The sequence below is a fragment of the Cohnella silvisoli genome, assembly GCF_021190915.1.
Classification (GTDB): Bacteria; Bacillota; Bacilli; order Paenibacillales; family Paenibacillaceae; genus Cohnella; species Cohnella silvisoli.
Genome location: NZ_JAIOAP010000002.1, coordinates 270,036 through 296,386, shown reverse-complemented (window position 1 = coordinate 296,386; position 26,351 = coordinate 270,036). Strand labels below are relative to the sequence as shown.

General features: G+C 51.6%; 22 protein-coding genes. 21 read left to right on the top strand and 1 reads right to left on the bottom strand.

Features of this window, described 5'->3' with window-relative positions; all coding sequences use genetic code 11:
• Positions 1-57: 57 nt before the first annotated feature.
• The 4 genes from K7P76_RS04890 to K7P76_RS04875 all read left to right on the top strand — a co-directional run bounded on the left by K7P76_RS04890 (position 58) and on the right by K7P76_RS04875 (position 3,927).
• Positions 58-591 (top strand): hypothetical protein, encoded by a 534-nt coding sequence (locus K7P76_RS04890; protein WP_232183931.1) that lies wholly within the window; start codon positions 58-60, stop codon positions 589-591.
• A 1-nt stretch (position 592) separates the two neighbouring features.
• Positions 593-2,083 carry an AAA family ATPase gene (locus K7P76_RS04885; protein WP_373692339.1) on the top strand — a complete coding sequence of 497 codons (1,491 nt, stop codon included), beginning with the start codon at positions 593-595 and terminating at the stop codon, positions 2,081-2,083.
• A gap of 190 nt (positions 2,084-2,273) precedes the next feature.
• A complete protein-coding gene (locus K7P76_RS04880) occupies positions 2,274-2,564 on the top strand; it encodes a metal-sensing transcriptional repressor (RefSeq protein ID WP_232183927.1) in 291 nt (96 codons plus the stop codon).
• Between the two features lie 4 nt (positions 2,565-2,568).
• Entirely contained in the window at positions 2,569-3,927 is a 1,359-nt protein-coding gene (locus K7P76_RS04875) for an MATE family efflux transporter (protein ID WP_232183918.1), read from the top strand.
• A 28-nt stretch (positions 3,928-3,955) separates the two neighbouring features.
• Here the strand turns inward: K7P76_RS04875 and K7P76_RS04870 are convergent, their stop codons facing one another.
• Positions 3,956-4,849 (bottom strand): helix-turn-helix domain-containing protein, encoded by an 894-nt coding sequence (locus K7P76_RS04870; protein WP_232183916.1) that lies wholly within the window; start codon positions 4,847-4,849, stop codon positions 3,956-3,958.
• A gap of 164 nt (positions 4,850-5,013) precedes the next feature.
• On the opposite strand from K7P76_RS04870, the gene K7P76_RS04865 reads away from it, so the two are divergent.
• The 17 genes from K7P76_RS04865 to K7P76_RS04785 all read left to right on the top strand — a co-directional run bounded on the left by K7P76_RS04865 (position 5,014) and on the right by K7P76_RS04785 (position 26,324).
• Positions 5,014-6,963 carry a glycoside hydrolase family 127 protein gene (locus tag K7P76_RS04865; protein WP_232183914.1) on the top strand — a complete coding sequence of 650 codons (1,950 nt, stop codon included), beginning with the start codon at positions 5,014-5,016 and terminating at the stop codon, positions 6,961-6,963.
• Between the two features lie 144 nt (positions 6,964-7,107).
• Positions 7,108-8,943, top strand: a complete 1,836-nt coding sequence (locus K7P76_RS33395; protein WP_232183899.1) for a cache domain-containing sensor histidine kinase — start codon at positions 7,108-7,110, stop codon at positions 8,941-8,943.
• A gap of 25 nt (positions 8,944-8,968) precedes the next feature.
• A complete protein-coding gene (locus tag K7P76_RS04855) occupies positions 8,969-10,555 on the top strand; it encodes a helix-turn-helix domain-containing protein (protein WP_232183886.1) in 1,587 nt (528 codons plus the stop codon).
• 116 nt (positions 10,556-10,671) lie between these two features.
• The gene (locus K7P76_RS04850) at positions 10,672-12,066 is read left to right on the top strand and encodes an ABC transporter substrate-binding protein (protein ID WP_232183884.1); all 1,395 of its coding nucleotides are present in this window, start codon (positions 10,672-10,674) and stop codon (positions 12,064-12,066) included.
• A gap of 200 nt (positions 12,067-12,266) precedes the next feature.
• Positions 12,267-13,169 carry a carbohydrate ABC transporter permease gene (locus K7P76_RS04845; RefSeq protein ID WP_232183876.1) on the top strand — a complete coding sequence of 301 codons (903 nt, stop codon included), beginning with the start codon at positions 12,267-12,269 and terminating at the stop codon, positions 13,167-13,169.
• A complete protein-coding gene (locus K7P76_RS04840) occupies positions 13,166-13,996 on the top strand; it encodes a carbohydrate ABC transporter permease (protein WP_232183867.1) in 831 nt (276 codons plus the stop codon). Before K7P76_RS04845 ends, K7P76_RS04840 begins: the two co-directional genes overlap by 4 nt.
• Positions 13,997-14,120: 124 nt before the next feature.
• A complete protein-coding gene (locus K7P76_RS04835) occupies positions 14,121-15,191 on the top strand; it encodes a M24 family metallopeptidase (protein WP_232183865.1) in 1,071 nt (356 codons plus the stop codon).
• A gap of 205 nt (positions 15,192-15,396) precedes the next feature.
• Positions 15,397-16,593, top strand: a complete 1,197-nt coding sequence (locus K7P76_RS04830) for an NAD(P)/FAD-dependent oxidoreductase (RefSeq protein WP_232183857.1) — start codon at positions 15,397-15,399, stop codon at positions 16,591-16,593.
• Entirely contained in the window at positions 16,590-17,591 is a 1,002-nt protein-coding gene (locus K7P76_RS04825) for a 4-hydroxyproline epimerase (protein ID WP_232183855.1), read from the top strand. Before K7P76_RS04830 ends, K7P76_RS04825 begins: the two co-directional genes overlap by 4 nt.
• Positions 17,592-17,630: 39 nt before the next feature.
• Positions 17,631-18,644, top strand: coding sequence for a proline racemase family protein (locus K7P76_RS04820; protein ID WP_232183846.1), 1,014 nt, complete (start codon positions 17,631-17,633; stop codon positions 18,642-18,644).
• A 28-nt stretch (positions 18,645-18,672) separates the two neighbouring features.
• Entirely contained in the window at positions 18,673-19,548 is an 876-nt protein-coding gene (locus K7P76_RS04815) for a dihydrodipicolinate synthase family protein (RefSeq protein WP_232183845.1), read from the top strand.
• 46 nt (positions 19,549-19,594) lie between these two features.
• A complete protein-coding gene (locus K7P76_RS04810; RefSeq protein WP_232184460.1) occupies positions 19,595-21,031 on the top strand; it encodes an aldehyde dehydrogenase family protein in 1,437 nt (478 codons plus the stop codon).
• 13 nt (positions 21,032-21,044) lie between these two features.
• Positions 21,045-21,317 carry a (2Fe-2S)-binding protein gene (locus tag K7P76_RS04805; protein WP_232183843.1) on the top strand — a complete coding sequence of 91 codons (273 nt, stop codon included), beginning with the start codon at positions 21,045-21,047 and terminating at the stop codon, positions 21,315-21,317.
• Positions 21,318-21,647, top strand: coding sequence for a (2Fe-2S)-binding protein (locus tag K7P76_RS04800; RefSeq protein ID WP_232183841.1), 330 nt, complete (start codon positions 21,318-21,320; stop codon positions 21,645-21,647).
• A gap of 14 nt (positions 21,648-21,661) precedes the next feature.
• The gene (locus K7P76_RS04795) at positions 21,662-22,876 is read left to right on the top strand and encodes an NAD(P)/FAD-dependent oxidoreductase (RefSeq protein WP_232184459.1); all 1,215 of its coding nucleotides are present in this window, start codon (positions 21,662-21,664) and stop codon (positions 22,874-22,876) included.
• 7 nt (positions 22,877-22,883) lie between these two features.
• Entirely contained in the window at positions 22,884-24,320 is a 1,437-nt protein-coding gene (locus tag K7P76_RS04790) for an NAD-dependent malic enzyme (RefSeq protein WP_232183840.1), read from the top strand.
• Between the two features lie 30 nt (positions 24,321-24,350).
• Positions 24,351-26,324 carry a glycoside hydrolase family 127 protein gene (locus tag K7P76_RS04785; protein WP_232183838.1) on the top strand — a complete coding sequence of 658 codons (1,974 nt, stop codon included), beginning with the start codon at positions 24,351-24,353 and terminating at the stop codon, positions 26,322-26,324.
• Positions 26,325-26,351 lie beyond the last annotated feature (27 nt).

The window sequence follows — 26,351 nt, the reverse complement described above, 5'->3', positions numbered from 1 at the left end:
GTTGAATGGTTCATTCCTACACACACAAATTATTCATATATAAGGGGGCATTGCGGCATGAAATTGAAATTACTTCCGATAATGATAACGGCGGCATTGTCAGCCGCGATTTTGTTCGGCGGATGGTTCGCATATCGCCATTACGGCGTTGAACAACCTTTAGACCGAGTGGCAAACTCCATAGCGGGCGTTGAATCCGCGAAGGTTGAGACGTCATCCGGACACGTTAAAATAAGCGTTAAGCTTGCGCCTGATGCAAATCTGGGAGAAATATATCGCTTGATTAAACGCGATGGCTCGGGCCAGATCGGCGGCAATCAGCTGGAATTGGCGGCTACCGCGAAAGATAGCGCGCGGTTGGAGAAAGCGTGGAGCTATGCTTTGTTCGATGTGGCCGAAGCGATGGAAAACCGTAAATATTCCGGGATCAGAGATGCGATGGGCAAACTGTCGGAGCAATTTCCCGGCGTTACGGTAACAACGGATATGGACGAGAACAACGTATATATTTCAATGCGGGATGGCGATGCGGCTAAATATGTCGTTCTTCCTCGCCAGCCTGCAACGTTAGGGGCGTGGCCTAATGCGTAAAATAAGTTCATTCGGTAAAGAAATAGCGATTGGCGCGGCCATCGTATTGTTTATATTTTTGTTGTACGTCGGTTTTCCGCCGGCATTCATGGTTATGGGGTTATTGATGTTCGGCGCGCTGTTCCTATTCGCACGTCAAAGAGGGGGACTTGCGATGGGCACGGCCGGAAAAAAGGCGGCTGCAAGGAAGCCAGCGTATTTAACCTTCGAGGATATCGGCGGACAGGATCAACCGAAACGCGAATTAACGGAAGCATTGGATTTTCTCGTGCACCGCGATAAAATTTTGAAGCTGGGAATTCGTCCGCTTAAGGGCATCCTACTTACAGGCCCTCCGGGGACCGGTAAAACTTTGCTTGCCAAAGCGGCGGCCCATCATACGCATTCCGCTTTCATCGCGGCTTCAGGCAGCGAGTTCGTAGAAATGTATGTCGGTGTCGGTGCTGGCAGAATCCGCGACCTGTTCAAGGAAGCTCGCCAGCAGGCAGTAAAGCTTAAACGGGATAGCGCGATCGTGTTCATCGATGAAATCGACGGGATTGGCGGCAAGAGAGACGGCGGACAGCATAGGGAATATGATCAAACGCTCAACCAGCTGTTGACGGAAATGGACGGCGTGCAAGGGGACGAGAGCGTTCGGGTGCTCCTGATCGCCGCGACCAACCGTAAAGAGTTGCTTGACCCTGCGTTGCTTCGTCCGGGTCGGTTCGACAGGCAAATTCAGGTCGATCTTCCGGATAAATCGGGAAGAGAGCATATCCTTAGGCTGCATGCGCGAAATAAACCGATCGATGAAGGGGTATCTCTTGGCAAGGTAGCGGAGGAAACCTTCGGATTTTCCGGTGCGCAATTGGAAAGCGTCATGAACGAAGCGGCGATCTATGCGATGCGCGAACAATCGGAGAAAGTGCAAACCGCTCATCTGACGCAGGCTATCGATAAGGTGATGATGGGAGAGCGAATGGATCGAGAAACGACTCGCGAAGAACGCGAGAGAGTGGCCATCCATGAGCTCGGTCACGCCATCGTCGCAGAGCATGTGCGTCCCGGGAGCGTGGCGCAAGTATCTTTGACACCGCGCGGTCAGGCGCTTGGGTACGTCCGCCATCATCCGCAGCAAGATCGTTATTTGTACACTCAGACGGTGCTTGAGGAGCAAATTATGATCGCGCTTGGCGGTGCCGTTGCGGAGGAGTTAAACTATGGTGGGCGAAGCACTGGCTCACGCGGGGATTTTGAACAAGCGACGAGTATTGTGAGAACCTTAATCGAATCCGGGATGTCCGATCTTGGAATCATTCATCCGCAAGCGTTGACCCAAGAGCAATGGTCGCGGGAAAACGAGAAAATTCTGAATGAGCTGACCGGTAAGACGCGTGAACTGCTGGGCAGCAAATTGGAAACCTTCCGTGGACTTTTGGATATATTGGTGAGTGAAGAAACGTTGTCGGGCAAGCAATTACGCGAAATATTGCTTAAGCAGGCGGCGTGATCTACAAGGGAATCTTAACGATTAGCCGCATTTCCACGACCGATAGGTTAGGGAAGTGTGGCTATTTTTGTCGTTTCATGATTATTGCCTTTACATAACCCCTCCGGGGGGATATGATTAAGAAAATCAAAAATAACCCCCCTGGGGGGTTGTATGATATTCGAAAAGTACAAAAACGAGGTGGAGAACGATGAGCGATCAGCATTCTCATGATCATAATCACAAGCATAGAAAACAAATTGTTAATCGATTGGCCCGAATTGAAGGACATCTACGATCGGTGAAAGAAATGACAGCCAAAGGACGAGATTGTTCCGAAGTATTATTACAAATCGCCGCCGTGCAAAAAGCGCTGGATAACGCAGCCAAGCTGCTTCTTAAAGACCACCTGGAAAGTTGCGTCGTAGACGCCGTACACCACGGAAATCAGGATCAGGTTATCGCGGATCTTAATAAAGCTCTGGACAATTATATTCGTTGAGGAAGTGGACATCCTGTCTTTACTGACTGAAGGGAAAACCACCGATAAACAAAAAATAAAAATCATTCTTGCATTAGCCGTACCGGCCATGATCGAAAATATTTTGCAGACAGTTGTCGGTTTCGTGGATACTTTGTTTGTTTCTAAGCTCGGTCTTGCGGAGGTTACCGCCGTCGGCGTCACAAATGCGATTATAGCGATTTATCTTGCTATTTTTATGGCTATGGGCACCGGAACATCGGCCTTGATTGCTATAAGCGTCGGAGCCGGCGATTTGGATAAGGCGAAGGCTATTGCCAAACTATCGACCTGGATTTCGGGTACATTAGGAATTTTATTCGGAGTCGTTACCTTTTTCTTTGCCGAGCCGTTGTTGCGGCTGATGGGAGCAGAACCAAAGGTGTTGGCCGATGGGGTCGTTTATTTTCGCATTGTTGCGGTTCCTTCCATATTCATTTCCTTAATGATGGTCTTCGGCAGCATACTTCGGGCGGCGGGAGATACGAAAACGCCGATGAAAGTAGGCATGTGGATTAATGTCATTCACATTGCATTGGACTATATACTTATTTTCGGATTGTCTGTTTCTCCTGGCTTTGGCATCGCCGGAGCAGCATGGGCTACCGTCATTGCGAGAGCGATCGGAACGATTGCTCTTTACGTTTGCATTCGAAGGTCGAAGCTCTCGTTTTCATTCCGAAAGAGAGGAGCGGTCGGGGTTTCGCTCCCTTTGTTGCAGCTTTCGATCCCAGCCGCAATAGAAAGATTAATCATGCGATTTGGTCAAGTGTTATACTTTGGCTTGATCGTTCGACTTGGCACCGATGTTTATGCCGCTCATACGATTGCTGGCAACATTGAGATATTTTCCTACATGCCGGGTTATGGATTGGCTATCGCCGCAACGGCTTTAGTCGGGCAATATTTAGGGGCGAATCGACGGGAAGACGCATACCGCTTTGGAATGCTGACAACGGGAATTGCAGTTGCTTTTATGTCGTTCGTAGGGATTTTGTTATTTGTATTTTCACCATTCGCAGCTGCTTGGTTTACCGATCGGAATGAGGTCATCGAGATGGTGACGACCGCATTGCGAATTGATGCATTCGCCATGCCTTTTCTGGCTATCGGATTAGTTCTGGCCGGGGCTTTGCAAGGTGCGGGAGATACGAAAAGTCCGATGTACAGTACTGCCGTAGGCATGTGGTTGATTCGGGTTGTCGGCGTATACGTTCTGTCCGTTGCTTTAGGCATGGGAATTGCCGGCGTCTGGTTATCGATTGCCATTGATGTTGCCGTTCGCGCCGGTTTTCTATTTTTGAGATTTTCGAAGAGGTTAAGACCGGATAAGCAAGTTAGCTAGTGATAGGCTTAGTCTGCGTAAGCACTCCCTACTGTTTGTTCATATGTGTCATATAATACGCCTTGCGGAATTCCGTGGGCGTTATTTTTTCGTATTTCTTGAAAAGACGCATAAAATACTTCTCATCTCCGATGCCTACCGCATAGGCGATTTCTTTAACGCTTTGGCGAGTATGCGCAAGTAAATCCTTCGCAATGGACAGCTTTAAGGCGTGGATGTACTCCTGTAAATTCATCCCCGTTTTCCGTTTGAAAAACCTCGACAAATAATCTTTGTTGTAATTAAACCTGTCTGCAAGCGCCGATACGCCGATCGGTTCTATGGCATGGATGCGCACCCATTCCAGAATGTTCGCCAAGTTATTGTCCGAAGGCGTCTGCTCTATGGTCGTACGGAGGCCTGATATCGTCTGTTCCGATAACTCGAGAAGTAGCGACGTTGCCATATATCCGGCTGCTAAACGGGTCGAATAATCCGAAGACGCGATGTGAAGCAACTGATGAAATAGAATATTCAACCTTTCGATGCCCGATGGCGTTGAGAATAAAGGGATATAGATGGCCGTGTTGATCCGGTGCGATTCCGGATTGGTTTGCAGCATATGCACTTCTTCGCGGACTCCTTGATCGTCGGTAAGTTGGAAAACGTCCGGGCATAAAAAGTGGAGCCAATAAAACGAGCTGTCTTTGCCGCTTGCGGCAAATCCTTGATGAATGCGGTTCGGGAGCAGCAGAAGAACATCGCCGGGACGAACTTCGAATTTCTCTTCTTCCTGCTGCATGTACAACGTTCCTTTCACGCCAATGATCAGTTCAAAGCTGTCGATCGTCCGTTGCGAATGCGTCCACGGCACATCAGTCATGAATTGCCCCGCCGAGACGAATTCAAGCGGCACGGTAATGTTTGTTTTCAACAATTGCATGTTGTATGTCCCTCCTTATCCTCTATAATCATCATTCGAGTCAACAGTAATCGGTAAAGTCAGTTTTGTCCACCTAATGTTGTTATTGGACTACCGACAAAGCAGATAAGGCGATGCTATCATAATAGACAATCCAAGCGATTTTACTAAAGGAGGACCCTAAGATGACGAAAGTAATGAATGAAATACCTATAAAAAATGTAACGATCGACGATTCTTTTTGGGCCAAACGGCAAAAGCTCGTCCGTGAAACGGTCATTCCTTACCAATGGGAAGCAATGAACGACGCGATTCCCGGCGCCGAGCCGAGCCACACCGTAGAAAATTTCCGTATCGCGTCCGGCGAGCTGAAGGCCGATTATTACGGGCAGGTGTTCCAGGACAGTGATCTGGCCAAATGGCTGGAAGCCGTCGGATATGCCTTGTCCGTCAAACGCGACGAGAAGCTCGAGTCGATTGCCGACGGCGTGATCGATTTGCTGGAGCGGGCACAGCAGGATGACGGCTATTTGAATACGTATTTTACGGTAGCGAAACCGGGGAAAAAGTGGACAAATCTGCGTGATGATCATGAGCTGTATTGCGCAGGGCACCTGATCGAAGCAGCAGTCGCTTATTATGAAGCTACGGGTAAACGGAAAATCATCGACATCATGAGCCGTTACGCCGACCATATGGTGGATGTGTTCGGAACGAAGCCTGGGCAAATCCGCGGTTATGACGGGCATCCGGAAATCGAGCTTGCGCTCGTCAGGCTGTACCATGTAACCGGCAATAACAACTACTTGGAGCTGAGCCGTTATTTTGTCGAGGAACGCGGCCAAGAGCCGCACTTTTTCGATATCGAGGAATCCGGACGGACGGAGCATCGGGTAGCCAGAAGGAAAGCGGACTATTTTCAAGCGCACTTGCCGGTGCGAGAGCAGAAGACGGCCGAAGGCCATTCCGTCCGTGCGTTGTATTTATTCAGCGGGGCGACCGATCTCGCCGCGGAATACAACGACCGCGAGCTGCTGGACGTATGCAAAGAGCTTTGGAAAAATGTGACCCGTAAAAGAATGTACATTACCGGCGGCGTCGGTTCCAACGAATATTGGGAATCGTTCACCATTGATTACGATTTGCCGAACGACCGGGCATATACGGAAACGTGCGCATCGATCAGTCTCATGTTCTGGGCAAGCCGTATGCTGCAAATCGAAGCGGATCGGGAATACGCGGATGTGATGGAGCGCGTGCTGTACAACGGAATATTGAGCGGCATATCGCTGGACGGAAAAAGCTATTTTTACGTTAACCCGCTGGAAGTATGGCCATCCGCTTGCGATATTCGCGAAGATTTGCGGTCGGTGGCCAGAACTCGGCAAGCCTGGTTCGGCTGTGCTTGCTGCCCGCCGAACATCGCCCGCTTGATCGCGTCTCTCGGACAATACATTTATTCGTATAACGAACGTGAACAGGAATGGTTCGTCCATTTGTACATCGGCGGCAAAGCACATCAATCAATCGGCGGACAACAGGTTGAATTGACTCAGCAATCCAACTATCCATGGGATGGAAATATCGCTTTTACGGTCTATGCGGAGCAACCGGCCGAATTTACGATCGCCCTTCGTTTGCCGGGATGGTGCAAGGGCGCAACACTGAAGGTCAACGGCGAAGCTGTCGAATTAGCCTCAAACACGCACAAAGGGTATGCCAAAGTAAAACGCGTATGGGGGAGCGGCGACCGGATTGAGCTCGTATTGCCGATGGCGGTGGAGAAGGTGCGTTCCAATCCAAAGGTGCGCGAAAATGTAGGCAAGCTGGCATTGCAGCGCGGCCCGATCGTATTTTGCCTGGAAGAAGCGGATAACGGCGACAACTTGCGCGACATTCGCGTTTCGGACTCTACCGAATTTACGCAGAGTTACGAGGAGGTGCTCCTCGAAGGCGTTGTTGTTCTGAATGGCGGTGCATGGCGCACCGATGAAGCCTCTTACGACGAGGATAGTTTATACGCAACCTTTCCTTATGCCCGTAAACATGTTCGTGTAAAGGCAATCCCGTATTATGCATGGGCAAACCGGGAGCCGGGCGAAATGCTCGTTTGGCTGCATGAGCACCACGTTTAACCAGCTCGCATTCATTCCCCAGCGGATGGTCTATCCATCTTCTGGGGCATTTCTCTACCATCATATGGATGACCCTAGTTCGTTCAAGTTCGTGATATGCTAGATCACAAGAAGAGCTGCTAACACGTTCCGGAGGTGCTTTTTGTGATCCGCAAGTTTAGGGAATATATTAGTATCAGCACGATCCGCGGCAAGTTTTTTTGGTTAACGACCACGCTTGTCGTCATTCCGATGATCATATTAAGCACAATATTTTACAATATCACGGCAGATAAATTCGGCTCAAACGCTAAAGACCATGCCTTATCTTCATTGAATATGGCGAATCTCTATATGGATCAAGTCATTAAGGACGTCAATGATCTAATGAACGTTATTTTGGGCAACCAAGAGCTGCAAGCCATTTTGGCCGACAAAGAAATGGACGATTACGCTTATCTTCGGAACGTTGATAAAATTTCCAAAATGATGAACGTTTATACGCAATCGAAACCGTTTATCACTTCGTATTTAATTTATGCAAAAAACGGCAGCGATAAAAAACATTTTTACCGTGGAACCGACTCGATTACATTTGGCTCCCGAAACATCATGAGTCCCGAGAAAGCGAACAATTATTATAAGGAACTGTCGGTCAACAATACGACCTTGTGGATTAACAAGGATCCTTTCGGCAATGACAATGAAATCGTTAATTCTCAGCGGATGGTTGTCGGCAAGCTGCTCAAAAAAACCGGAGGCAATTACGACGATCTCGGATTTATTATGTTGGAAATAGATAAGGATGCCTTCTTTAAAGGATTGCAATTTTTAAACCCGACTGAGCAATCGCAATTATTCGTATGGGGCGACCGAGGCGAATTGTTGTATCATATGCCCCAGACGGATGAACCGATTCGGGAGCAAGAAGTCGTGTATAAGATTCGCAATCAAAAGCTCACGGCGTCTTTATCCAAGCAGCAAGTATTATGGGACGGCAAAAAGTATTTCGGCGCATCGGTCGACAATGAACGAACCGGCTGGAGCATGATTACGATGATCGAGGGTTCGAAACTGCTTGAGGATGCAAACAAGATCGGCGCCTTTACGATTCAAACGTTTTTGTTTGTGCTTATTATCGGCTGGATGTTCGCATTGTTGTTCGGCAATTCGATCAGGCTCCCGCTCAGCAAGCTGCGTTCGATGATGGTTCTCAATCCATACGTGCAATCGTTGCCAACTTATCAATTTAAGGCAAATGACGAGGTCAGTCAAATCGGCGAGAAGTTTTTACGGATGATGGAGGAAAACCGCGAACTGAACGATCAAGTTTACGACGCGCTGCTCAAACGTAAAGAAGCGGAAATTCAAGTGCTGCAAGCGCAAATCAATCCGCACTTTTTATACAACACGCTGGAATCGTTGAACGGCTTCGCCGTTTCCAACAATCAGCCGGAAATGAGCGAGGTTATCGGCGCGTTGGGCAAGTTTTTCCGCATTACGTTGAGCCGGGGAAACGATTTGATTACGGTGGCCGATGAAGTTGAGCACGTTTCCTCCTATGTGAAGGTGCAGCAGTTCCGTTTCAAAGATAAATTCGATTGGATTTGCGAAGTGGATGAGAAAATCGCTCAATATAGGGTGCCTAAGCTTCTATTGCAGCCGCTTGTAGAAAATGCGATCTATCACGGCTTAAAAGGGCGGACGAGCCCGGGCATGATTATGCTCTCCGGCGAATTGTCCGAACAAGCAATCAAGTTCAGCGTTAGCGATGACGGGCCAGGAATATCGGAGGAACGGTTGCAGAAAATCGTCGATGCGTTGTCCCTGAACGAACAGGGAGAAATTTACGGTTTAAAAAATGTGCATGACCGCATTTTCTTGCGTTTCGGCGTAGGGTATGGCCTTGAAATAAAGAGTGAAGCGGGAAAGTATACAACCGTTTCCATTACGATTCCGCTTCTTGACAGCAACGGACAGATGATCGAAAATACGGCTTAAATCTCTTCCGGGGGGCACGAAACCAATGATGAAGGCGATGATTGTCGATGACGAATATTATATTCGGGAAGGTTTGAAAAAATCGGATTTGTGGAAAGAGTTGGCCATTGAAGTAGTGGGCGAAGCAGAGGACGGCGCTGCGGCATGGGCTATGTATCAGTTATTACAGCCGGAAATTTTGCTGCTTGACATTAATATTCCGGAGATGAACGGGATCGAATTGGCCAGATCGATTCGCAACGTCAACGAGGAAGCACAAATCATTTTTTTAACCGGGTACGACGAATTTCAATGGGTGAAAGAAGCGATTGCATTGCAGGCTTCCGATTATTTGCTGAAGCCGGTCGTTCGCGAAGAGTTGCAAAAAGCGTTGAACAAAGCGAATGAACGGGTGAAAAAAAGGGAGGATCGCAATCAGCACGTGGATCAATTGCAGCGGCAGGTGCACAATTACAGCAAGGCCGCCCATGAACAATGGCTGGTCGATCTTGTGCAGCAGCGACGTCCGCTTGCGGAAAGTCTCGACCTGCTGGCATCCAGCGGCATCCATCTCGATCTTTCCGGTCATTACGCCGTGCTGTGCAGCGACATTGATGATTTTGCTTCGTTGAGCGAAGGGTATTCGGTCTGTGACCGTCAGTTGAATCAATATGCCTATCGCAAGCTTGCGGAAGAGGCGGTGGAATCGTATGAGCAAGTTTATACGCTCGGCGAAACGCCCAGCAGGGTCGTATTATTGATTGGCAACGTCACGGAGCAAAGCGTTCTGCTTGATATCGCCATCCGGCTGCGATCCGTGATTTCGCAATATTTGAAGCTATCGATCAGCATTGGCATCAGCAATCCGATCCAAGGCCTAGAGCATATATCCGATGCGTATCATGAGGCGATACGTGCTATGGAATATAAGGCTATCGTCGGCGGCGGCCAAATTATTCCTTATTCGTCAACGGCCGTGACGATGACGCAGAACAACCGGCTGCTCGATAAAGAACTGTATATGCTGAGCGAAATGCGCGCCGGCAACGAAGCGAACGTCATTAACATCTTACGGGAATGGTCGGAAAATTTGCGGTCGATGGCTTGGAGCGATGTGAAGCTGGTCGCATCCCAACTCGTGATGTTCGTCATTCGTCTGTTCAAGGAAGTCGATTTGAAAAACAAACCGTTGCTGCACGCCAATCCGCTCGTCGATATGTCGAATTGCCGTACGACCGACGAACTGATTCGTTTTTTGACAAGTTATTTCACCGAAGTCGGACGGGCTATTCGCTTGTCGAAGGAAGTTCCGTCGCACCGAATGATCGAACAAGCGAAGGAGTGGATCCGCGAGCATTTGTCGGAGGATCTGAGCTTGGTTAACTTGGCTGAATACTTGAACATGAGCCCTAAATATCTCAGCAGCCGGTTTAAGCAAGCGACGAGCGAGACGTTCGCCGATTTTACCACGCAAGTTCGCTTCGACCGCGCCAAGGAACTGCTCGCCGATTCATCGCTCAAAATACTGGATGTCGCCGCTAAGGTAGGCTTCACGGACACGAACTATTTCAGCATGGCGTTTAAAAAATATATCGGCATTACGCCTACCGAATACCGAAAACGATTTTTCTAGAACGAAGAAATCATCTTACCAAAACAAAGAGCATGTGGACAGATTCAATTGTTCGATGAAATGCTTCCTAGCATAATTAAAGTGTACTTACAAACGTATAAGAGGGGAGCATTTTCATGAACACGAAAAAATGGTGTATCATCGTCATGACGCTCGTATTGACCTTTACGCTCGCGGCTTGCAGCGGCAACAAAGGCAGCAAGTCTAACGGAGCAACAAGCACCGAGTCGGCGGACGCAGGAAAATCGACCGACCCGCAAGAAACCGTAAAATTGAAATTTATGTTCTGGGGCAGCAACGAAGAGAAAAAAGCGGTTGAAGGCATGGTCAAGTCTTTTAACGATTCGCACCCGAACATTCAAGTATCCGCAGAACACGTGCCTGGCGATTATAATACAAAAATCAATACGCTGATGGCATCCAATGAGCTTCCCGACGTCGCCTATTTGCCGGATTCGCTCGCATCGAAGTGGGGCTCCGAAGGGAAATTGCTCGACTTCACTCCTTATGTAGGGGAGTCTGAGGAGCTGCAAAACCGGCTGCCGATGTCGTTCTATTATAGCGAACCGGGCAAAGTTGTCGGTTACGCGACCGCAGCGGAAGTCATGGTTATTTATTTCAACAAAGATTTGTTCACCGAAGCAGGCATCGAGCTGCCGCCGGCCGAAGCGGAAAAAGCATGGACTTGGGATCAATTTCTGGAAGTCGCAAAAAAGCTGACGAAGGATAAAAACGGCAAGACGGCGGCCGACCCGGGTTTCGATCCCAACAACATCGACCAATACGGTTTCTCTTTTGGCGCCGATCGTGGCACATGGGGACCGCTCATGGCGAGCAACGGCGCAGGAATTACCGATGAAACGGGTATGAAATATACGATGAACAGTCCGGAATCCGTCGAGGTATTCCAAGCGCTGCAAGATTTGTTGTTCAAGTATCATGTCGCACCGGATTTGATCCAGCAAAAAAATATGCCGGATAACTATGTCCGTCTGCAAACCCGCAAAGTCGCGATGGTTATTGACGGAACATGGGCTCAGCTCGATATATCCAAAGCAAAGCTGAACTACGGCATCGGTGTTCTGCCGAAATTCAAAGAGCCCAAAACGACGTATATTGCCGGTGCGAGCGTCGTGTTCGCGAACACGAAACATCCGAAGGAAGCAATGGAATTTTACAAGTTCCACAACAACCCGGAGCAAGTCGATTTGTATAAAATCGGATTGTGGATGCCGGTAGAAACGAAATATTATACCGATCCAACTGCGATCGATTTGTGGACGAAAAATGACGTGCATCCGCCGGAATGGAAAACGGCCGCGATGGATTACGCGCTGAAATATTCGGTTAAAGCGCCTACGTCCAGCCTGAAAAACTGGCCGGAAATGAACACGAAAATTACGCCGGCGCTAGAGATGATTTGGACGAACAAAAAACCGGCGAAAGAAGTGCTTGACGGGTTGGAGAAAGAAGTCCAGCCGTTGCTGCAGGGGAAATACGCGGATAAGTAAATAAACGCATAAAGTAGAAACATGAAGCCTTCTAAAAGGGGGGCTTCATGTTTTTTTTTGTCGGCCAAACGAGCAAAAAAATCGTACCAAAACAAAGAAACCGTGGACTCATTCGATTGTTCCGGATAGCCCTTCAAGCAATAATTAGAGTAAGTACTAAGCGACTAAACATACAACAAGATAGAAAGGGGACATCACGCATGCGCACGAAATCATCGGGCATTTCCCGGATGGAACGGAAATGGGGCATTATTTTCGCGTTGCCGCCGATATTGGGGCTCCTATGTTTTACATTGTATCCTGTTGCCGCTTCGTTTTTTTACAGCCTTACGGATTGGAGCATCGGGAACGACTGGCAGATGGTGGGTATGGACAACTACAAGACGATTTTTACCGGAGACCCCTTGTTTCGGAAGGCGTTGTATGCCACGACCTATTATGCATTGGGCAGCGTTCCGATAGGGCTGGTCGTCGCCTTTGCGGTAGCGATGCTGTTGAACCAGAAGGTGAAAGGCTTGTCGATATTCAGGACGATCTTTTATTTGCCGACGATCGTTCCGAGCATTGCCAACACGATCTTATGGTTATGGATTTTCAACCCGGACTTCGGGTTGTTGAACTCGATGCTGAAATCGGTCGGGCTGCCAACCTCGCAATGGGTATACAACGAATCTACGGCCATCCCGTCGCTTATTATGATGAGCTCCTGGGGTGTAGGAAATACGATTCTCATTTTTCTGGCCGGCTTGCAAGGGGTTCCCGCTCACTTGTATGAGGCGGTGGAGGTTGACGGCGGAAATCGCTGGCATAAGTTTTGGCATATTACGATTCCGTGCATGACGCCTACGATTTTCTTCAACTTGGTCATGGCGCTGATCGGTACATTCCAAGCGTTTAATCAGGCGTACGTCATGACGGAGGGCGGGCCGAACAACTCGACTTTATTTTATGTGTACTACTTGTACCGAAAAGCCTTTACGGAATCGAAAATCGGGTACGCCTCGGCGTTGGCCTGGGTGTTGTTCATCATCATTATGGCCTTGACGCTGATCGTATTCAAATCATCGAAGAGATGGGTTCATTATGAAGAGGGGGGAAGATGATGGCGATATCACCGGCCCGAATGCTCGTATATTTGATTTTGATTTTAGGCAGCGTCGTCATGATTTTTCCGTTTTTATGGTTGATGCGCAGCTCTTTAATGGAGAACGGTCAAATATTCATTTTTCCGCCGCAATGGATTCCGGCGCCGTTTATGTGGAGCAATTTTTCCGAAGCGCTGACGACCGTTCCATTCGCGTTATATTTCAAAAATACGATGACGATTGAATTGTTTGCCGTTAGCGGCGTGCTGATTACAAGCATCATGTCGGCTTATAGCTTTGCCCGGTTGAAGTGGCCGGGAAGAGACTTCATCTTTGCCCTGCTCTTGGGTTCGATGATGCTGCCATATGCGGTTACGCTAATTCCGACGTTTATGTTATGGAAAAGTCTCGGCGCATTAAACTCGTTTTTGCCTTTGACCGTTCCGGCTTGGTTTGGCGGCGGCGCATTTAATATCTTCTTGCTGCGACAATTTTTTATGAGTATTCCGAAAGAGTTGGACGAAGCGGCTTATATGGACGGCGCCAGGCCGTTTACCGTTTTGTGGAAAATCATCGTACCGTTGGCCAAGCCGGCATTAATCGTTGTCGTGATTTTCTCTTTTATCGATGTGTGGAACGATTTTCTCGGACCGATCATTTATTTGAACAGCGATGACAAATTTACGCTTGCGCTGGGACTTGCAACCTTCAAAGGCTTGTACAATGCGCAGTGGGGATACTTGATGGCTGCTTCGGCGGCGATCGTGGCTCCGATCCTGTTATTGTTTTTTTTCGCGCAGCGGTATTTTATTGAGGGGATTACGCTTACGGGAATTAAGGGGTAAACAACGGTTAAACATCAATTGACAATTCAACTAAGTTGAATTAAAATTAATCATGTTTACTTAAAGGAAACGCATGACGATATTGTTTAATTGAGTTCAACACAAGAGAGGGTGGCTGATTTCGTTGGAAGCTTTACGTCTTAAACGTGTTCGGGAGCAGCTTGATGGTTCGGGACTGGATGGTTTATTTATTACAAACGCTTATAACCGCAGGTATTTAACCGGGTTCACGGGTACGGCGGGATATGTTCTTATTACGAAGGAAAAAGCGCTGCTGTTCACCGATTTCCGCTATACCAAGCAAGCGGCCGAGCAAGCAAAAGCGTACGAAATCGTTCAACATGCGATCAAGCCGACCGAATCGATTTTAGAAGCTATGCAATCGCTTGGCGTGAAAAAGCTCGGATTCGAGAAGAACGGCGTCACATTTGGAGCTTATACGGCCTACCAAGAACAGTTTCCCGGCATCGAGCTCGTTCCAACCGAGAATATCGTCGAAAAGCTGCGCGGGATCAAGGACGAGAAGGAATTGGGCTATATCCGTAAAGCCGTTGAAATTACCGAAGCGGCATTCGAACATATTTTGGGTTTTATGAAGCCGGGCGTTTCCGAGCGAGACGTTTCCGCGGAGCTTGAATATTTTATGCGCAAAAATGGAGCAGCTTCTTCGGCTTATGCTTCGATCGTAGCATCCGGCGAACGGTCGGCATTGCCGCACGGCTTGGCAAGCGACAAGCTGTTGGCTGCAAATGAATTCGTTACGCTCGACTTTGGCGCGAACTATGAAGGATATTGCTCCGACTTGACGCGTACCGTCTTTATCGGCACGCCGACAGAAAAGCACAAAGAGCTTTACAGCATCGTGCTGGAAGCGAACCGCGCTACGCTCTCCGGGCTCAAGCCCGGCATGTCGGGCAAAGACGGCGATTCGCTGGCCAGAGATATTATCGCAGGTTACGGCTACGGGGAAAATTTCGGTCATGGGCTCGGACATGCGTTCGGTCTCGAAATTCACGAGCCGGCGCGGCTGTCGCAGCAAAGCAAAGATATTTTGCAGCCGGGTATGGTTATCACCGTTGAACCGGGTATTTATATTCCGGGTTTCGGCGGCGTTCGAATCGAAGACGACATTGTCGTTACCGAAACGGGCATTGAAGTGCTGACGAAGTCGAACAAAGAACTTATCGTTCTTTAAGTGCAGGTTCGAAAAGTCCGGTTTTCAGCACCGAGAAGGTTGAAAGAAGCTAGGGAATGAGGATCGGAGCGTAGGCAAACCTACGTGAGAACCGGAAGTCCCGGCTGAATTCAAGATTCGATGTCGAAAAGGCTCCCTGATAAACTTCGTGATCAAAATCGGACTTTTTGAACGACCTCTTAACGGGAAAGAAGTGATCTAAGCGATGAAATCCGATTCGGCAGAAGTTGTCATTATTGGCGGAGGCATCATAGGGATGGCAATCGCTTATTACGCGGCAAAGCTTGGGATGGACGTCGTCGTTGTGGAACGGGGAGAAGTCGCCGGAGGGACTTCGTCGAAGTGTGACGGCAACATTTTGGCGATCGATAAAGATCCCGGCTTCGACAGTCAAATGTCTTTGAAGTCGCAGGAGCTGATCGCCGAATTGGTGCATGAACTCGACGAGGAATTCGAATATCGGGCGCCGGGCAGCATTCTCGTCTGCGAAAGCGATGAAGAGATGATTGCCGCGGAACGATGGGTCGCCCGTCAGAAGGAAGCGGGACTTCCGTTCCGCATGCTCGATCGCCAAGATTTGCGCGACGAGTGGCCGTATATGGCCGACGATTTGCTTGGCGGTTTGGAATGCGCCACCGATTCGACGGTGAATCCGGTATTGCTTACGTATTCGCTTGCGTCTACGGCGCGCAGGCTCGGCGCCCGCATTGTGACGAATACGGCGGTCACGACTATTTTGCTGGATGAGCAGCGCAAAGTGCGGGGCGTGGAAACCTCAAATGGCACGATTATGACGAACACCGTCATTAACGCGGCAGGCGTTTGGTCGAAGCTGCTCGGGCAAATGGTCGGCATCGATATACCGATTGAGCCGCGCAAAGGCCACATTCTCGTGGCGTCGCGAACGGCTAATATCGGGCAGCGGAAAGTGATGGAGTTCGGTTATTTGATCAGCAAGTTCGGCGGCAAACGAAAAGTAGATCCGGAATTCGAGAAATACGGAATCGCGCTTGTGTTCGAACCGACTGCTTCGCAAAATTTCCTGATTGGCTCCAGCCGCCAATTTGTCGGCATGGATACGCGCGTCGACCAGCAGGTTATCCGGCTGATCGCCGAACGGGCAATTCGCTTTTTCCCGGTCATCGAGCATATTTCGATGCTGCGCGCCTATGCCGGCTTGCGCCCTTGGACGCCGGATCATTTACCGATTGTTTCGCAGATCGACGAAATTCCCGGGTTGTACGTGGCGGCGGGTCATGAAGGCGACGGGATCAGCCTGGCGGCCGTCACGGGCAAAGTGATCAGCGAAATGCTGAGCGGTACGTCGACGTGCATCCCTACCGAGCCGTTACGATACGATCGCTTCCGCAACGGGCACGTCCATCAGGAGGTAGTCATATGAAGCTTTCCAAAATTGTGACGACGATCGATACGCATACGGGCGGCAATCCTACCCGAACGGTAACGAGCGGCGCACCAACGTTGTTCGGCAACACGATGACGGAAAAGATGGTGTACATGTCGGAGCACCACGACGATTTCCGGCGGGCTTTAATGTTCGAGCCGCGCGGGCACGAGGTCATGTCCGGCTGCATCCTGACCGATCCATGCGATCCGACGGCCGATATCGGCGTTGTGTTCATCGAAACCGGCGGTTACTTGCCGATGTGCGGACACGATACGATAGGTGTTTGCACCGCATTGATCGAAGGCGGATTGTATCCGGAGGATAAAAACGTGCTGCGGCTCGATACGCCGGCCGGTCTCGTAGAGGCGAAGCTGGACATCGAGAACGGCAAAGTGAAGCTGGTTACGTTTACGAATATTCCTTCGTTCCTTTACCGGAAAGGCGTAACGGTTCAAGTTGACGATTTAGGCGAGTTAACTCTCGACATTGCCTATGGCGGCAATTTTTACGGCTTGATCGACGCTCGTCCGCTGAATTTGCCGTTGATGCCGAACCGCGCTTCGGACATTATCCGTCTCGCGATCAAAATTCGTGACGCAGTAAATGCCCAAGTCGAAGTCGTGCATCCTGAAATTCCGGCGATCCGCGGCTTGACGCATGTAGAGTTCTACAGCGATCCGGTTTCTCCGCTGGCGCACTGCCGTAACGCTGTTGTCGTGCCTCCGGGTGGGATCGACCGTTCACCCTGCGGCACCGGCACCTCGGCCAAAGTTGCCACCCTTTTCGCGAAAGGGGAGCTGACGATGAACGAGGAATTCGTCCACGAAAGCATCGTCGGTTCGATGTTCCATGCGAAGGTGGTGGAGGAAACCGAGGTAGGCGGCTTGTCGGCCGTCGTTCCGCAAATATCCGGCTCCGCTTGGGTTACCGGGTTCCATCAGTTCGTCTTTCGGGAAAGGGACGCGCTAAATAACGGGTTTTTCCTGCTCTGACGCTGACAACGTTACCTTTACCTTGGGAGGCTTGAAACGATGGAATTCAACAAATGGTTCTCGGCAATCGACACGCATTCCGGAGGCGAGCCGCTCCGCATCGTCACCGGCGGATTGCCGCAAATGGAAGGCGCTACGCAGCAAGCAAGAGCGGCCAGCTTTAGCCGAAGCTTCGATTCGGTTCGCCGGGTTCTGATGGCCGAGCCTCGCGGGCACCACGGCATGACCGGCGCAATTGTTACACCTCCCGCGAGCGAGGACGCCCATTTCGGCTTATTGTTCATGAACAATGAAGGGCTTGCCCCCATTAGCGGACACGGCGTTATCGCCGCCGTCACCGCGTGGATCGAAACCGGGCAGCTGCAGTTGGACTATGCCGCACAAGCTATTCGCATCGACTGTCCGGCCGGACGCATTACGGCTTACGCCGATTGCGATAGGTCGGAAGTGAAGTCGGTTTCGTTCGACAATGTGCCGAGCTTCGTCTACGCGCTGGATGTCCCGGTTTCGCTGCATGGCCTTGAGTTTACGGTGGATGTCGCTTTCAGCGGCGCATTTTATGCCATCGTCGACGCAAAGGCGCTGGGTGGCATCAAGCTTACGGAAAGCGCCTTGCCGGATTTGCAGGCATGGGGCGGAGCGATAAAGCGGGCTGTCGAATCGCAGCTTGCCGTCGTTCATCCGGAGCTAGCTGATATAGCAGGTATTCATGGCACCGTCATTTGCGATGTGGATGACGTGTCTCAGCCCAGCTCAGATTACCGCAATGTGACGGTATTCGCCGGCGAGCAGTTTGATCGGTCGCCGGGCGGGGCGGGCGCATGCGCTCATATGGCGGTGCTGAAGCGGCGCGGGGAACTTCGACTCGGCGAAGAAATCGTATACGAAGGGATTGCAGGCTCGCAAGCGCAATGCAAAGTGATGGCGGAATTGACGTATGGCAGCTACAAGGCGATCGTTCCCCGGTTGACCGGGAACGCCTTTATTCTGGGGCTGATGAATTTTGTGGTCGACCCGAGCGATCCGCTGTCCGATGGTTTTGTTTTACGATAACACTAACTTTTGAGAGGGGAAATTTTCAATGGCACGATTTGAAGGCGTTTATGTGGCAATCGTTACACCTTTTACAGCATCTTACGAGGTAGATTACAAACGTTTGACCGAGCTTTGCGATTGGCTGATCACGCAAGGCGTGCACGGTCTAGTTCCGACAGGCTCCCTTGGAGAATATGCGACGATGTCGAACGAAGAGCGCGCGAAAGTAGTCGAAACGGTTATCGCTGCAGCTGCAGGCCGTGTGCCGGTTGTTGTCGGTTCCGCCTCCCCATCGACGCAGCAAGCGGTCGCTTGGGTTCGCCATGCGAAAGAATCGGGCGCCGCAGGCGTTATGGCGCTGCCGCCAATCAATTACAGGCCGCTAGAGCATGAAGTCATCGCTCATTACGAAGCGCTGAATACGGTGGGACTGCCAATTATTGCTTACAACAATCCGCACGATTACAAAATCGATTTGACGCCGGACTTGCTCGCCACGCTGTCAAAATTCGAAAACGTCGTCGCCGTGAAAGAGTTTTCCGGCGATATCCGCCGCGTACACGATATTTTAGCCAAAACGGATCTTGAAGTGATGATCGGCGTTGACGATTTGGCATTGGAAGGACCGCTGTTCGGCGCAACGGGCTGGATTTCCGGCGTACCGAACGCGTTGCCGAAGGAAGGCGTCGAGCTGTTCAACTTGGCACGAGAAGGCAAAGTGAAGGAAGCTTCCGAGCTGTACCGTCACCTGCTGCCGTTGTTCCACTACGACGCGATCCCGCAGCTTGTCCAATCGATCAAATATATGATGGAGCTTGCCGATTTCCCGGTTGGCCCTACGCGTCCGCCAAGATTGCCGCTGCCTGAAGCCGATTACCAAGCGATCAAAAAAGCTTTCGAGTATGCCGTCAACCGTAAATAAGACGAAATGAACGATATCGGCAGCAAATGGGGAGGTACGCAATATGGTGAACAGTCAAAACTGGATCGGAGGACAATGGATTACTCCGAATGCAGGTGAAATTGTAATCAAAAACCCTTCGAACGTGCAGGAGGACGTCGGCGTGCTGCATTTGTCCGACGCATCCCACGTCATCCAAGCGGAGCAGGCGGCGCGCATAGCGTTCGCCTCCTGGTCCCGCTTGACCGGAGCGGCAAGAGGGGAATATTTGTACAAAATGGCAGCGGCTTTGGAAGCGCGCCTAGTTGAGGTCGCTATATTGGCGAGCATGGAAATGGGCAAGCCGATTATGGAAATGCGCGGCGAAGTGATGCGCGGCGTGAACTTGCTCCGTTATTACGCGGCCGAAGGCGTCCGTGCGAACGGCAGCGTCATCCCGTCAAACGAAGCAAACGTCCTGCAGTACACGAAGAGAGTGCCGTTAGGCGTAGTCGGCATCATCACGCCGTGGAATTTCCCGGTGGCCATTCCGATCTGGAAAATCGCGCCTGCGCTCATATGCGGCAACACCGTCATCTGGAAGCCGGCGGAGTTCGCTTCGCTGACGGCGAGCCGGCTCGTTGAAATTTTCTCTACGATTGAATTGCCTGCCGGCGTACTGAACCTTGTTATCGGCAAAGGCAGCAAAATCGGCGATGTCTTGCTTGAGCAAATTCCGTTAAATGCCGTCAGCTTTACCGGCTCAACTTCAACAGGAACGCATGTCGCGGAAATTTGCGCGCGTCGCAACATCAAATACCAAACCGAGATGGGCGGCAAAAATGCGGCCATCGTGCTGAACGACGCCAATCTCGATAAAACGATACCGATGATCATCAGCGGCGCGTTCCGTTCCGCAGGTCAGAAATGTACGGCGACGAGCCGGATTATCGTCGAAAGCGGCATTTACGAGCCTTTCGTCGAGGCACTGAAAAAAGCCGTTTCGGAGATCAAGCTTGCGCCGTCGCTCGATCCATCGGCGTATCTCGGGCCGGTTGCGTCTGCGAGCCAGCATAAAACGGTTATGAACTATGTGACGATGGCGCGCGAGCAAGCGGAAATCATCGTTGAAGGGCCGCCTACTCCGGAAGCGACCGAGGGCCACTATATTCGTCCGCTTGTCGCAGCGGGCATCGATGCGGATCACCCGCTTATCCAGGAAGAAATTTTCGGACCGGTAGCCGCGTTGCTGAAGGCAAGCGATTTTGACGAAACGATCGCCTTATGCAATCGGACGATATTCGGCTTAAGCGCTTCTCTATTTACGCAAAATTTCATTCATGCGCATCGTTTTCTCGACGAGGCGCAAGCGGGCATGGTTCGCGTCAATCAGGAAACGGCCGGCGTCGAATACCAGGCGCCGTTCGGCGGGATGAAGCTGTCTAGCTCGCATACGCGCGAGCAAGGGCAAGCGGCGTTGGATTTTTATACGGAAATTAAAACTTGCGCAGTCAGCTACGCTTAAGAAGGGCCAGACAATGAAACCGTCATCCTTGATCATTTGCCGTTGCGAAGAAGTGACGATCGAACAATTGGAGCAAGCCTATCAGACAGGAAGCTGTACTTCGCGTCAATTAAAAATGAAAACGCGGGCGTCGATGGGCGCCTGCCAAGGCCGAGTGTGCAGGCAACTGGTGGAAGCATGGGTTCACGGCCAAAATCCGGATTCGCCGCGCGACGCGGAATTGTTATCGTACCGTCCGCCAATTCGGCCGATTACGTTCGGCCAATTAGCAAAGGGTGAAGCGTAAATGGAACGGATACAAGACCATCCCATATTAGGCAGGAAACCGCAGCGGGAACCCGTTTCCTTCACATTTAACGGGAAGCCGATGACCGGCTATCCCGGAGAGCCCATTGCCGCCGCGTTATTGGCGGCAGGGATTCGGACGCTGCGAAAGCAAGAGGAGTCGGGCAACCCGCGCGGGTTGTATTGCGCCATAGGACATTGCATGGAATGCCGACTGAGCGTGCAGGGCAAAGGCATCGTCCGCTCCTGCCTGACGCCGATTGAAGAGGGCATGAACGTATTCGAAGGGCAGCAGCTGGCTAACGAAATCACAGGGAGGAAACTGCCATGAAGCCGAAACGGCAGTTGTCGGATCTGATTATTGTGGGTGCCGGCCCGGCGGGTTTATCGGCGGCAACCATTGCCGCCGACTACGGCTTGAGCGTAACGGTCATCGACGAATTTCCGGAGCCGGGCGGCCGTATGCTCGGACAGTTCCACGAGGAGCGCGGGCATTGGTGGGTCGGCAAGCAGATCGCCGATGAGCTGATCGAGAAAAACCGGGCGCAAGGCGTGTCGATACGCTGCGGCGTTTCGGTTTATGGCATGCTGAAGGTCGACGATATGTGGGAGGTGTCCACCTCGCACGGTGCGATGTTGGCGCCGCGCGTGCTGCTCGCTACCGGCGCGGCGGAAATTCCGATGCCGACAAACGGTTGGACGCTGCCCGGGGTCATGTCGATCGGGGCTGCGCAGGTGATGACGAACGTCCATTATGTCAAACCGGGCAAACGCGGGCTCATTATCGGCGTGAACGTACTGGCCATGGCGATCGCGCGCGAACTGTCGGTCAGCGGCGTGTCGCTCGCCGGCATTGTGCTGCCGCCGGCCGGCCCGTTCGCTGGCAAAGCGGCTTTGCCGAAAGAAAATTTGCAGCTGCTGATGGGCTTGTCGCACCTTGCTCCATCGCCGTTCCTTCGCTTGGGCGGTAAAATCGCCAAAAAGCTTGGCATGGCGGGCATTGTGTCCAGCTTGTTTCCGCGCGGAGGCATTAAATTGTGGGATATACCGTTGAAGCTTCGTACGACGGCGGTGTCGATTAACGGTACCGACCGCGTCGAATCGGTAACGCTGGCCGATGTGAACGGGCAAGGCGAAATCATTACCGGCAGCGAACGGGAAGAAGCCGTCGATTTCGTCGCATTGGCGGGCGGCTTGTATCCGTTGGCTGAGCTGGCATCGGTTGCCGGCTGTCCGTTTATTTACACGCCGGAGCTTGGCGGCCATTTACCGCTCCATAGCGAGCGCATGCAGACGCCGGTTCAAGGGCTTTATGTAGCCGGCAACATTACCGGCGTGGAAAGCGCGCTCGTGGCGATGGCGCAAGGCCGCTTGGCGGCGGCATCGATTTGCAGCGATGCGGGCGTTTTCGGACATGAAGGCGATAGTAAAGTGGCCGATGCCGTCGACGAGGTGCACCGCGTTCGCGCCTCGGCTTTGATTCAGTTCCACCCGGGCATTCCGGAGGCGCGGCGCCAAATTTACCGGATGTGGCAGGAAACCTTTGAAGCTGGAGTGTGATGGTGAAATGGCAGTTCAAGCGGGTAGCAGCACGAACATCATCATGCGCCTTGAAACAGATAAGAAAAAAATAACGTTCGGGCAAGTCGTCACGGCGATCGGCGACGCGGGCGGCGATATCGTCGCCGTCGACGTAAGCCGCGCCGGCAAACAAAAGACGATCCACGATATTACGGTGACGATCGATCCGGCGTTATCCGCACGGATCGTTTCGCGTCTCGGCGAGTTGGACGGCGTTAATGTCATCAACGTTTCGGATCAGACGATGCTGTTGCATCTTGGCGGCAAAATCGAAGTAACCTCCAAATTGCGGATTAAAAACCGCGACGACCTGTCGCGCGTTTATACGCCGGGCGTCGCAAGGGTCAGCATGGCGATTCATGACGATCCGTCGCGCGCCTATTCGTTGACGATCAAAAGAAATACGGTCGCCGTCATTTCCGACGGCACAGCCGTTCTAGGGCTCGGTAATATCGGGCCGCTTGCAGCGATGCCGGTCATGGAAGGCAAAGCGATGCTGTTCAAACAGCTGGCTGACGTCGATGCGTTTCCGATATGTCTCGATACGCAGGATACCGAAGAAATTATTGAAACGATCAAACGGATCGCACCCGCTTTCGGCGGCATCAATCTGGAGGATATATCGTCGCCGCGCTGCTTTGAAATCGAACGCAGATTGATCGAGGAGCTCGACATTCCGGTGTTTCACGACGATCAGCACGGAACGGCCGTTGTCCTGTTAGCTGGCTTATACAATGCGGTCAAGCTGGTTGGCAAACGGCTGCAAGATTGCAAAGTCGTATTGTGCGGCGTAGGAGCGGCGGGAAATGCCTGCACGAAAATATTGCTGACCGCGGGCGTCACCGACATGATCGGCGTCGACCGCTGCGGCGCGTTGGTGCGGGGGCAGTCGTACGATAACGAAGCGTGGTCATGGTATGCAGAGAATACGAATCCGAATAGGGAAACGGGATCGTTATCCGACGTCATTCAAGGCGCGGACATTTTTATCGGCGTATCCGGCCCTGGTATTCTGAAGGTAGAAGATGTAAAGAAGATGGCTGCCGATCCGATCGTCTTTGCGATGGCGAACCCGAATCCGGAAATTCTTCCGGAGGAAGTGGAAGATATCGTACGCGTCATGGCGACCGGCAGATCGGATTATCCGAACCAGATCAACAACGTGTTATGCTTTCCCGGCTTGTTCCGGGGCGTTCTTGACTGTCGCGCGTCGCGAGTGACCGAGTCGATGAAGCTGGCGGCGGCGAAAGCGATCGCTTCGGTCGTCTCCGATGAAGAGCTGAACGAAAATTATATTATTCCAAGCATCTTTAATCAGCATGTCGTCGAAAAAGTGCGGAATGCCGTGATCGAAGCCGCATACGAATCGAAGGTGGCAAGGCGTAGGGACATCCGTAACGAGGAATTTTCGAACGAAGATTAAAGAACGGTTATTCGCGGGAGGGAAAAGGACATGGTCAAATCGGAAAAGCTGACGAATGTATCGTACAAGGCCGTTCAAATTCGCGATCCATTTTGGACCAAATATATGAATCTAGTACGGGACGAAGTCATTCCTTATCAATGGGGTGCGCTGAATGACCGTATCGAGGACGCTGCGCCGAGCCATGCGATCCAAAATTTCCGTATCGCCGCCGGCGAAGCGGAAGGGGAATTTTACGGGTATATTTTTCAGGATAGCGATGTTGCCAAATGGCTGGAAGCCGTCGCATACAGCCTGGCAACGTCACCTGATCTGGAGTTGGAGAAACTAGCCGACGAAACGATCGATTTGCTGGGCAAAGCGCAGCAGGCCGACGGCTATTTGAATACGCATTTCTCGATCAAATATCCTGATCGGCGCTGGGTGAACGAACGAGATAATCATGAAACGTATTGCGCCGGTCATTTAATCGAAGCGGCGGTTGCCTATTACGAAACGACGGGCAAAATCAAGCTGCTCGACATTGCGTGCAAGCTCGCGGATCATATCGATTCCATATACGGCGCAGAAGAAGGGAAGCAGCGCGGTTATCCGGGCCATCAGGAAATCGAGCTTGCCTTGATGCGGCTGTACGAAGCGACAGGCGTCGAGCGGTATTTGAAGCTTAGCCTGTTTTTTATCGATGAGCGCGGACAGGAGCCGCATTATTTCAAGCTGGAAGCGGAGCAACGGGCGGAACGGTTCGGTCGGGAATCGCTGCTTAAAGAAGGCTATTATCATTTATACAAACATAACTACGAATACAATCAATCGCATTTGCCCGTGCGCGAGCAGCATCATGCGGTAGGCCACGCCGTGCGCGCCGTGTACATGTACGCCGGGATGACCGACGTGGCGGCAGCGACGCAGGATCAAACGCTGATCGATTCCTGCAAACGGCTGTGGGATAACGTCACGCAGCGGCAAATGTACATTACCGGCGGCATCGGTTCGAACCACGACGGCGAAGCGTTCTCGTTCGATTACGATTTGCCGAACGATACGGCGTATACGGAAACGTGCGCGGCGATCGGGCTCGTATTTTGGGCGCACCGGATGCTGCACCTCGATCCGCACGGCAAATATGCCGACGTCATCGAACGCGCGCTGTATAACGGCACGATCAGCGGCATGTCGCTGGACGGCAAAAGCTTCTTTTACGTCAATCCGCTGGAAGTGTGGCCGGATGCGTGCAAGCGGCCGGATAAGATGCACGTGGAGCCCGTTCGGCAAAAATGGTTCGGCTGCGCCTGCTGCCCGCCGAATATCGCCAGGCTTATCGCCTCGCTCGGCCAGTACATTTATTCGCAAAGCGAGCAAACGGCGTATGTTCATCAATACATCGGCAGTGAAACGAAGCTTGAGGTTGCCGGAAGATCCGTCCAATTATCGCAACAAACGAATTACCCTTGGGATGAAACGATCGAGCTTGCCGTTTCCCCGGATCGTCCGGGTGAATTTACGGTAGCCGTTCGGATTCCGGGCTGGTGCGAAGGCGCATCCGTCCATGTGAACGGGCAAGCGGTTTCGGTGGAAGCTACGCTGCATAAAGGCTATTTCGCGATCAAGCGCGAATGGAAAGCCGGTGATATCGTACGGATTGTCCTCCCGATGCCGGTTGAGCGCATTTATGCGAACCCGAACGTACGCGTGAATGCAGGCAAGGTGGCACTGCAGCGCGGTCCAGTCGTGTATTGTCTGGAACAGGCCGATAACGGCGCGATTTTGCCGGATATTTCGTTGCCGGAGCATGCGGCGCTTGACGTACGATTCGAACCGGAAGTACTCGGAGGCGTTGCCGTCATTACCGGCGAAGCGGTCCGCGGCGAGTTGTTCGGCTGGGATGCGACGTTGTATGCAGCCAAGAAACGGAGCGAGCGTTCCGTCTCAATCAAAGCCATACCGTATTTCGCCTGGGCTAACCGAGGAGCGGGTGAAATGCAGGTCTGGATCAGGGAGCGTTAATCCGGCGGCGCCCAAGGAGGAGAACGA

What these genes read in the sequence shown, in the direction of transcription:
- K7P76_RS04850 (WP_232183884.1), top strand. Translation starts at nt 10,672, where the DNA reads ATGAACACGAAAAAATGGTGTATCATCGTCATGACGCTCGTATTGACC.
- K7P76_RS04845 (WP_232183876.1), top strand. Translation starts at nt 12,267, where the DNA reads ATGCGCACGAAATCATCGGGCATTTCCCGGATGGAACGGAAATGGGGC.
- K7P76_RS04870 (WP_232183916.1), bottom strand. Translation starts at nt 4,849, where the DNA reads ATGCAATTGTTGAAAACAAACATTACCGTGCCGCTTGAATTCGTCTCG.
- K7P76_RS04785 (WP_232183838.1), top strand. Translation starts at nt 24,351, where the DNA reads ATGGTCAAATCGGAAAAGCTGACGAATGTATCGTACAAGGCCGTTCAA.
- K7P76_RS04830 (WP_232183857.1), top strand. Translation starts at nt 15,397, where the DNA reads ATGAAATCCGATTCGGCAGAAGTTGTCATTATTGGCGGAGGCATCATA.
- K7P76_RS04790 (WP_232183840.1), top strand. Translation starts at nt 22,884, where the DNA reads ATGGCAGTTCAAGCGGGTAGCAGCACGAACATCATCATGCGCCTTGAA.
- K7P76_RS04855 (WP_232183886.1), top strand. Translation starts at nt 8,969, where the DNA reads ATGATGAAGGCGATGATTGTCGATGACGAATATTATATTCGGGAAGGT.
- K7P76_RS04805 (WP_232183843.1), top strand. Translation starts at nt 21,045, where the DNA reads ATGAAACCGTCATCCTTGATCATTTGCCGTTGCGAAGAAGTGACGATC.
- K7P76_RS04820 (WP_232183846.1), top strand. Translation starts at nt 17,631, where the DNA reads ATGGAATTCAACAAATGGTTCTCGGCAATCGACACGCATTCCGGAGGC.
- K7P76_RS04825 (WP_232183855.1), top strand. Translation starts at nt 16,590, where the DNA reads ATGAAGCTTTCCAAAATTGTGACGACGATCGATACGCATACGGGCGGC.
- K7P76_RS04865 (WP_232183914.1), top strand. Translation starts at nt 5,014, where the DNA reads ATGACGAAAGTAATGAATGAAATACCTATAAAAAATGTAACGATCGAC.
- K7P76_RS04890 (WP_232183931.1), top strand. Translation starts at nt 58, where the DNA reads ATGAAATTGAAATTACTTCCGATAATGATAACGGCGGCATTGTCAGCC.
- K7P76_RS04815 (WP_232183845.1), top strand. Translation starts at nt 18,673, where the DNA reads ATGGCACGATTTGAAGGCGTTTATGTGGCAATCGTTACACCTTTTACA.
- K7P76_RS04880 (WP_232183927.1), top strand. Translation starts at nt 2,274, where the DNA reads ATGAGCGATCAGCATTCTCATGATCATAATCACAAGCATAGAAAACAA.
- K7P76_RS04800 (WP_232183841.1), top strand. Translation starts at nt 21,318, where the DNA reads ATGGAACGGATACAAGACCATCCCATATTAGGCAGGAAACCGCAGCGG.
- K7P76_RS04840 (WP_232183867.1), top strand. Translation starts at nt 13,166, where the DNA reads ATGATGGCGATATCACCGGCCCGAATGCTCGTATATTTGATTTTGATT.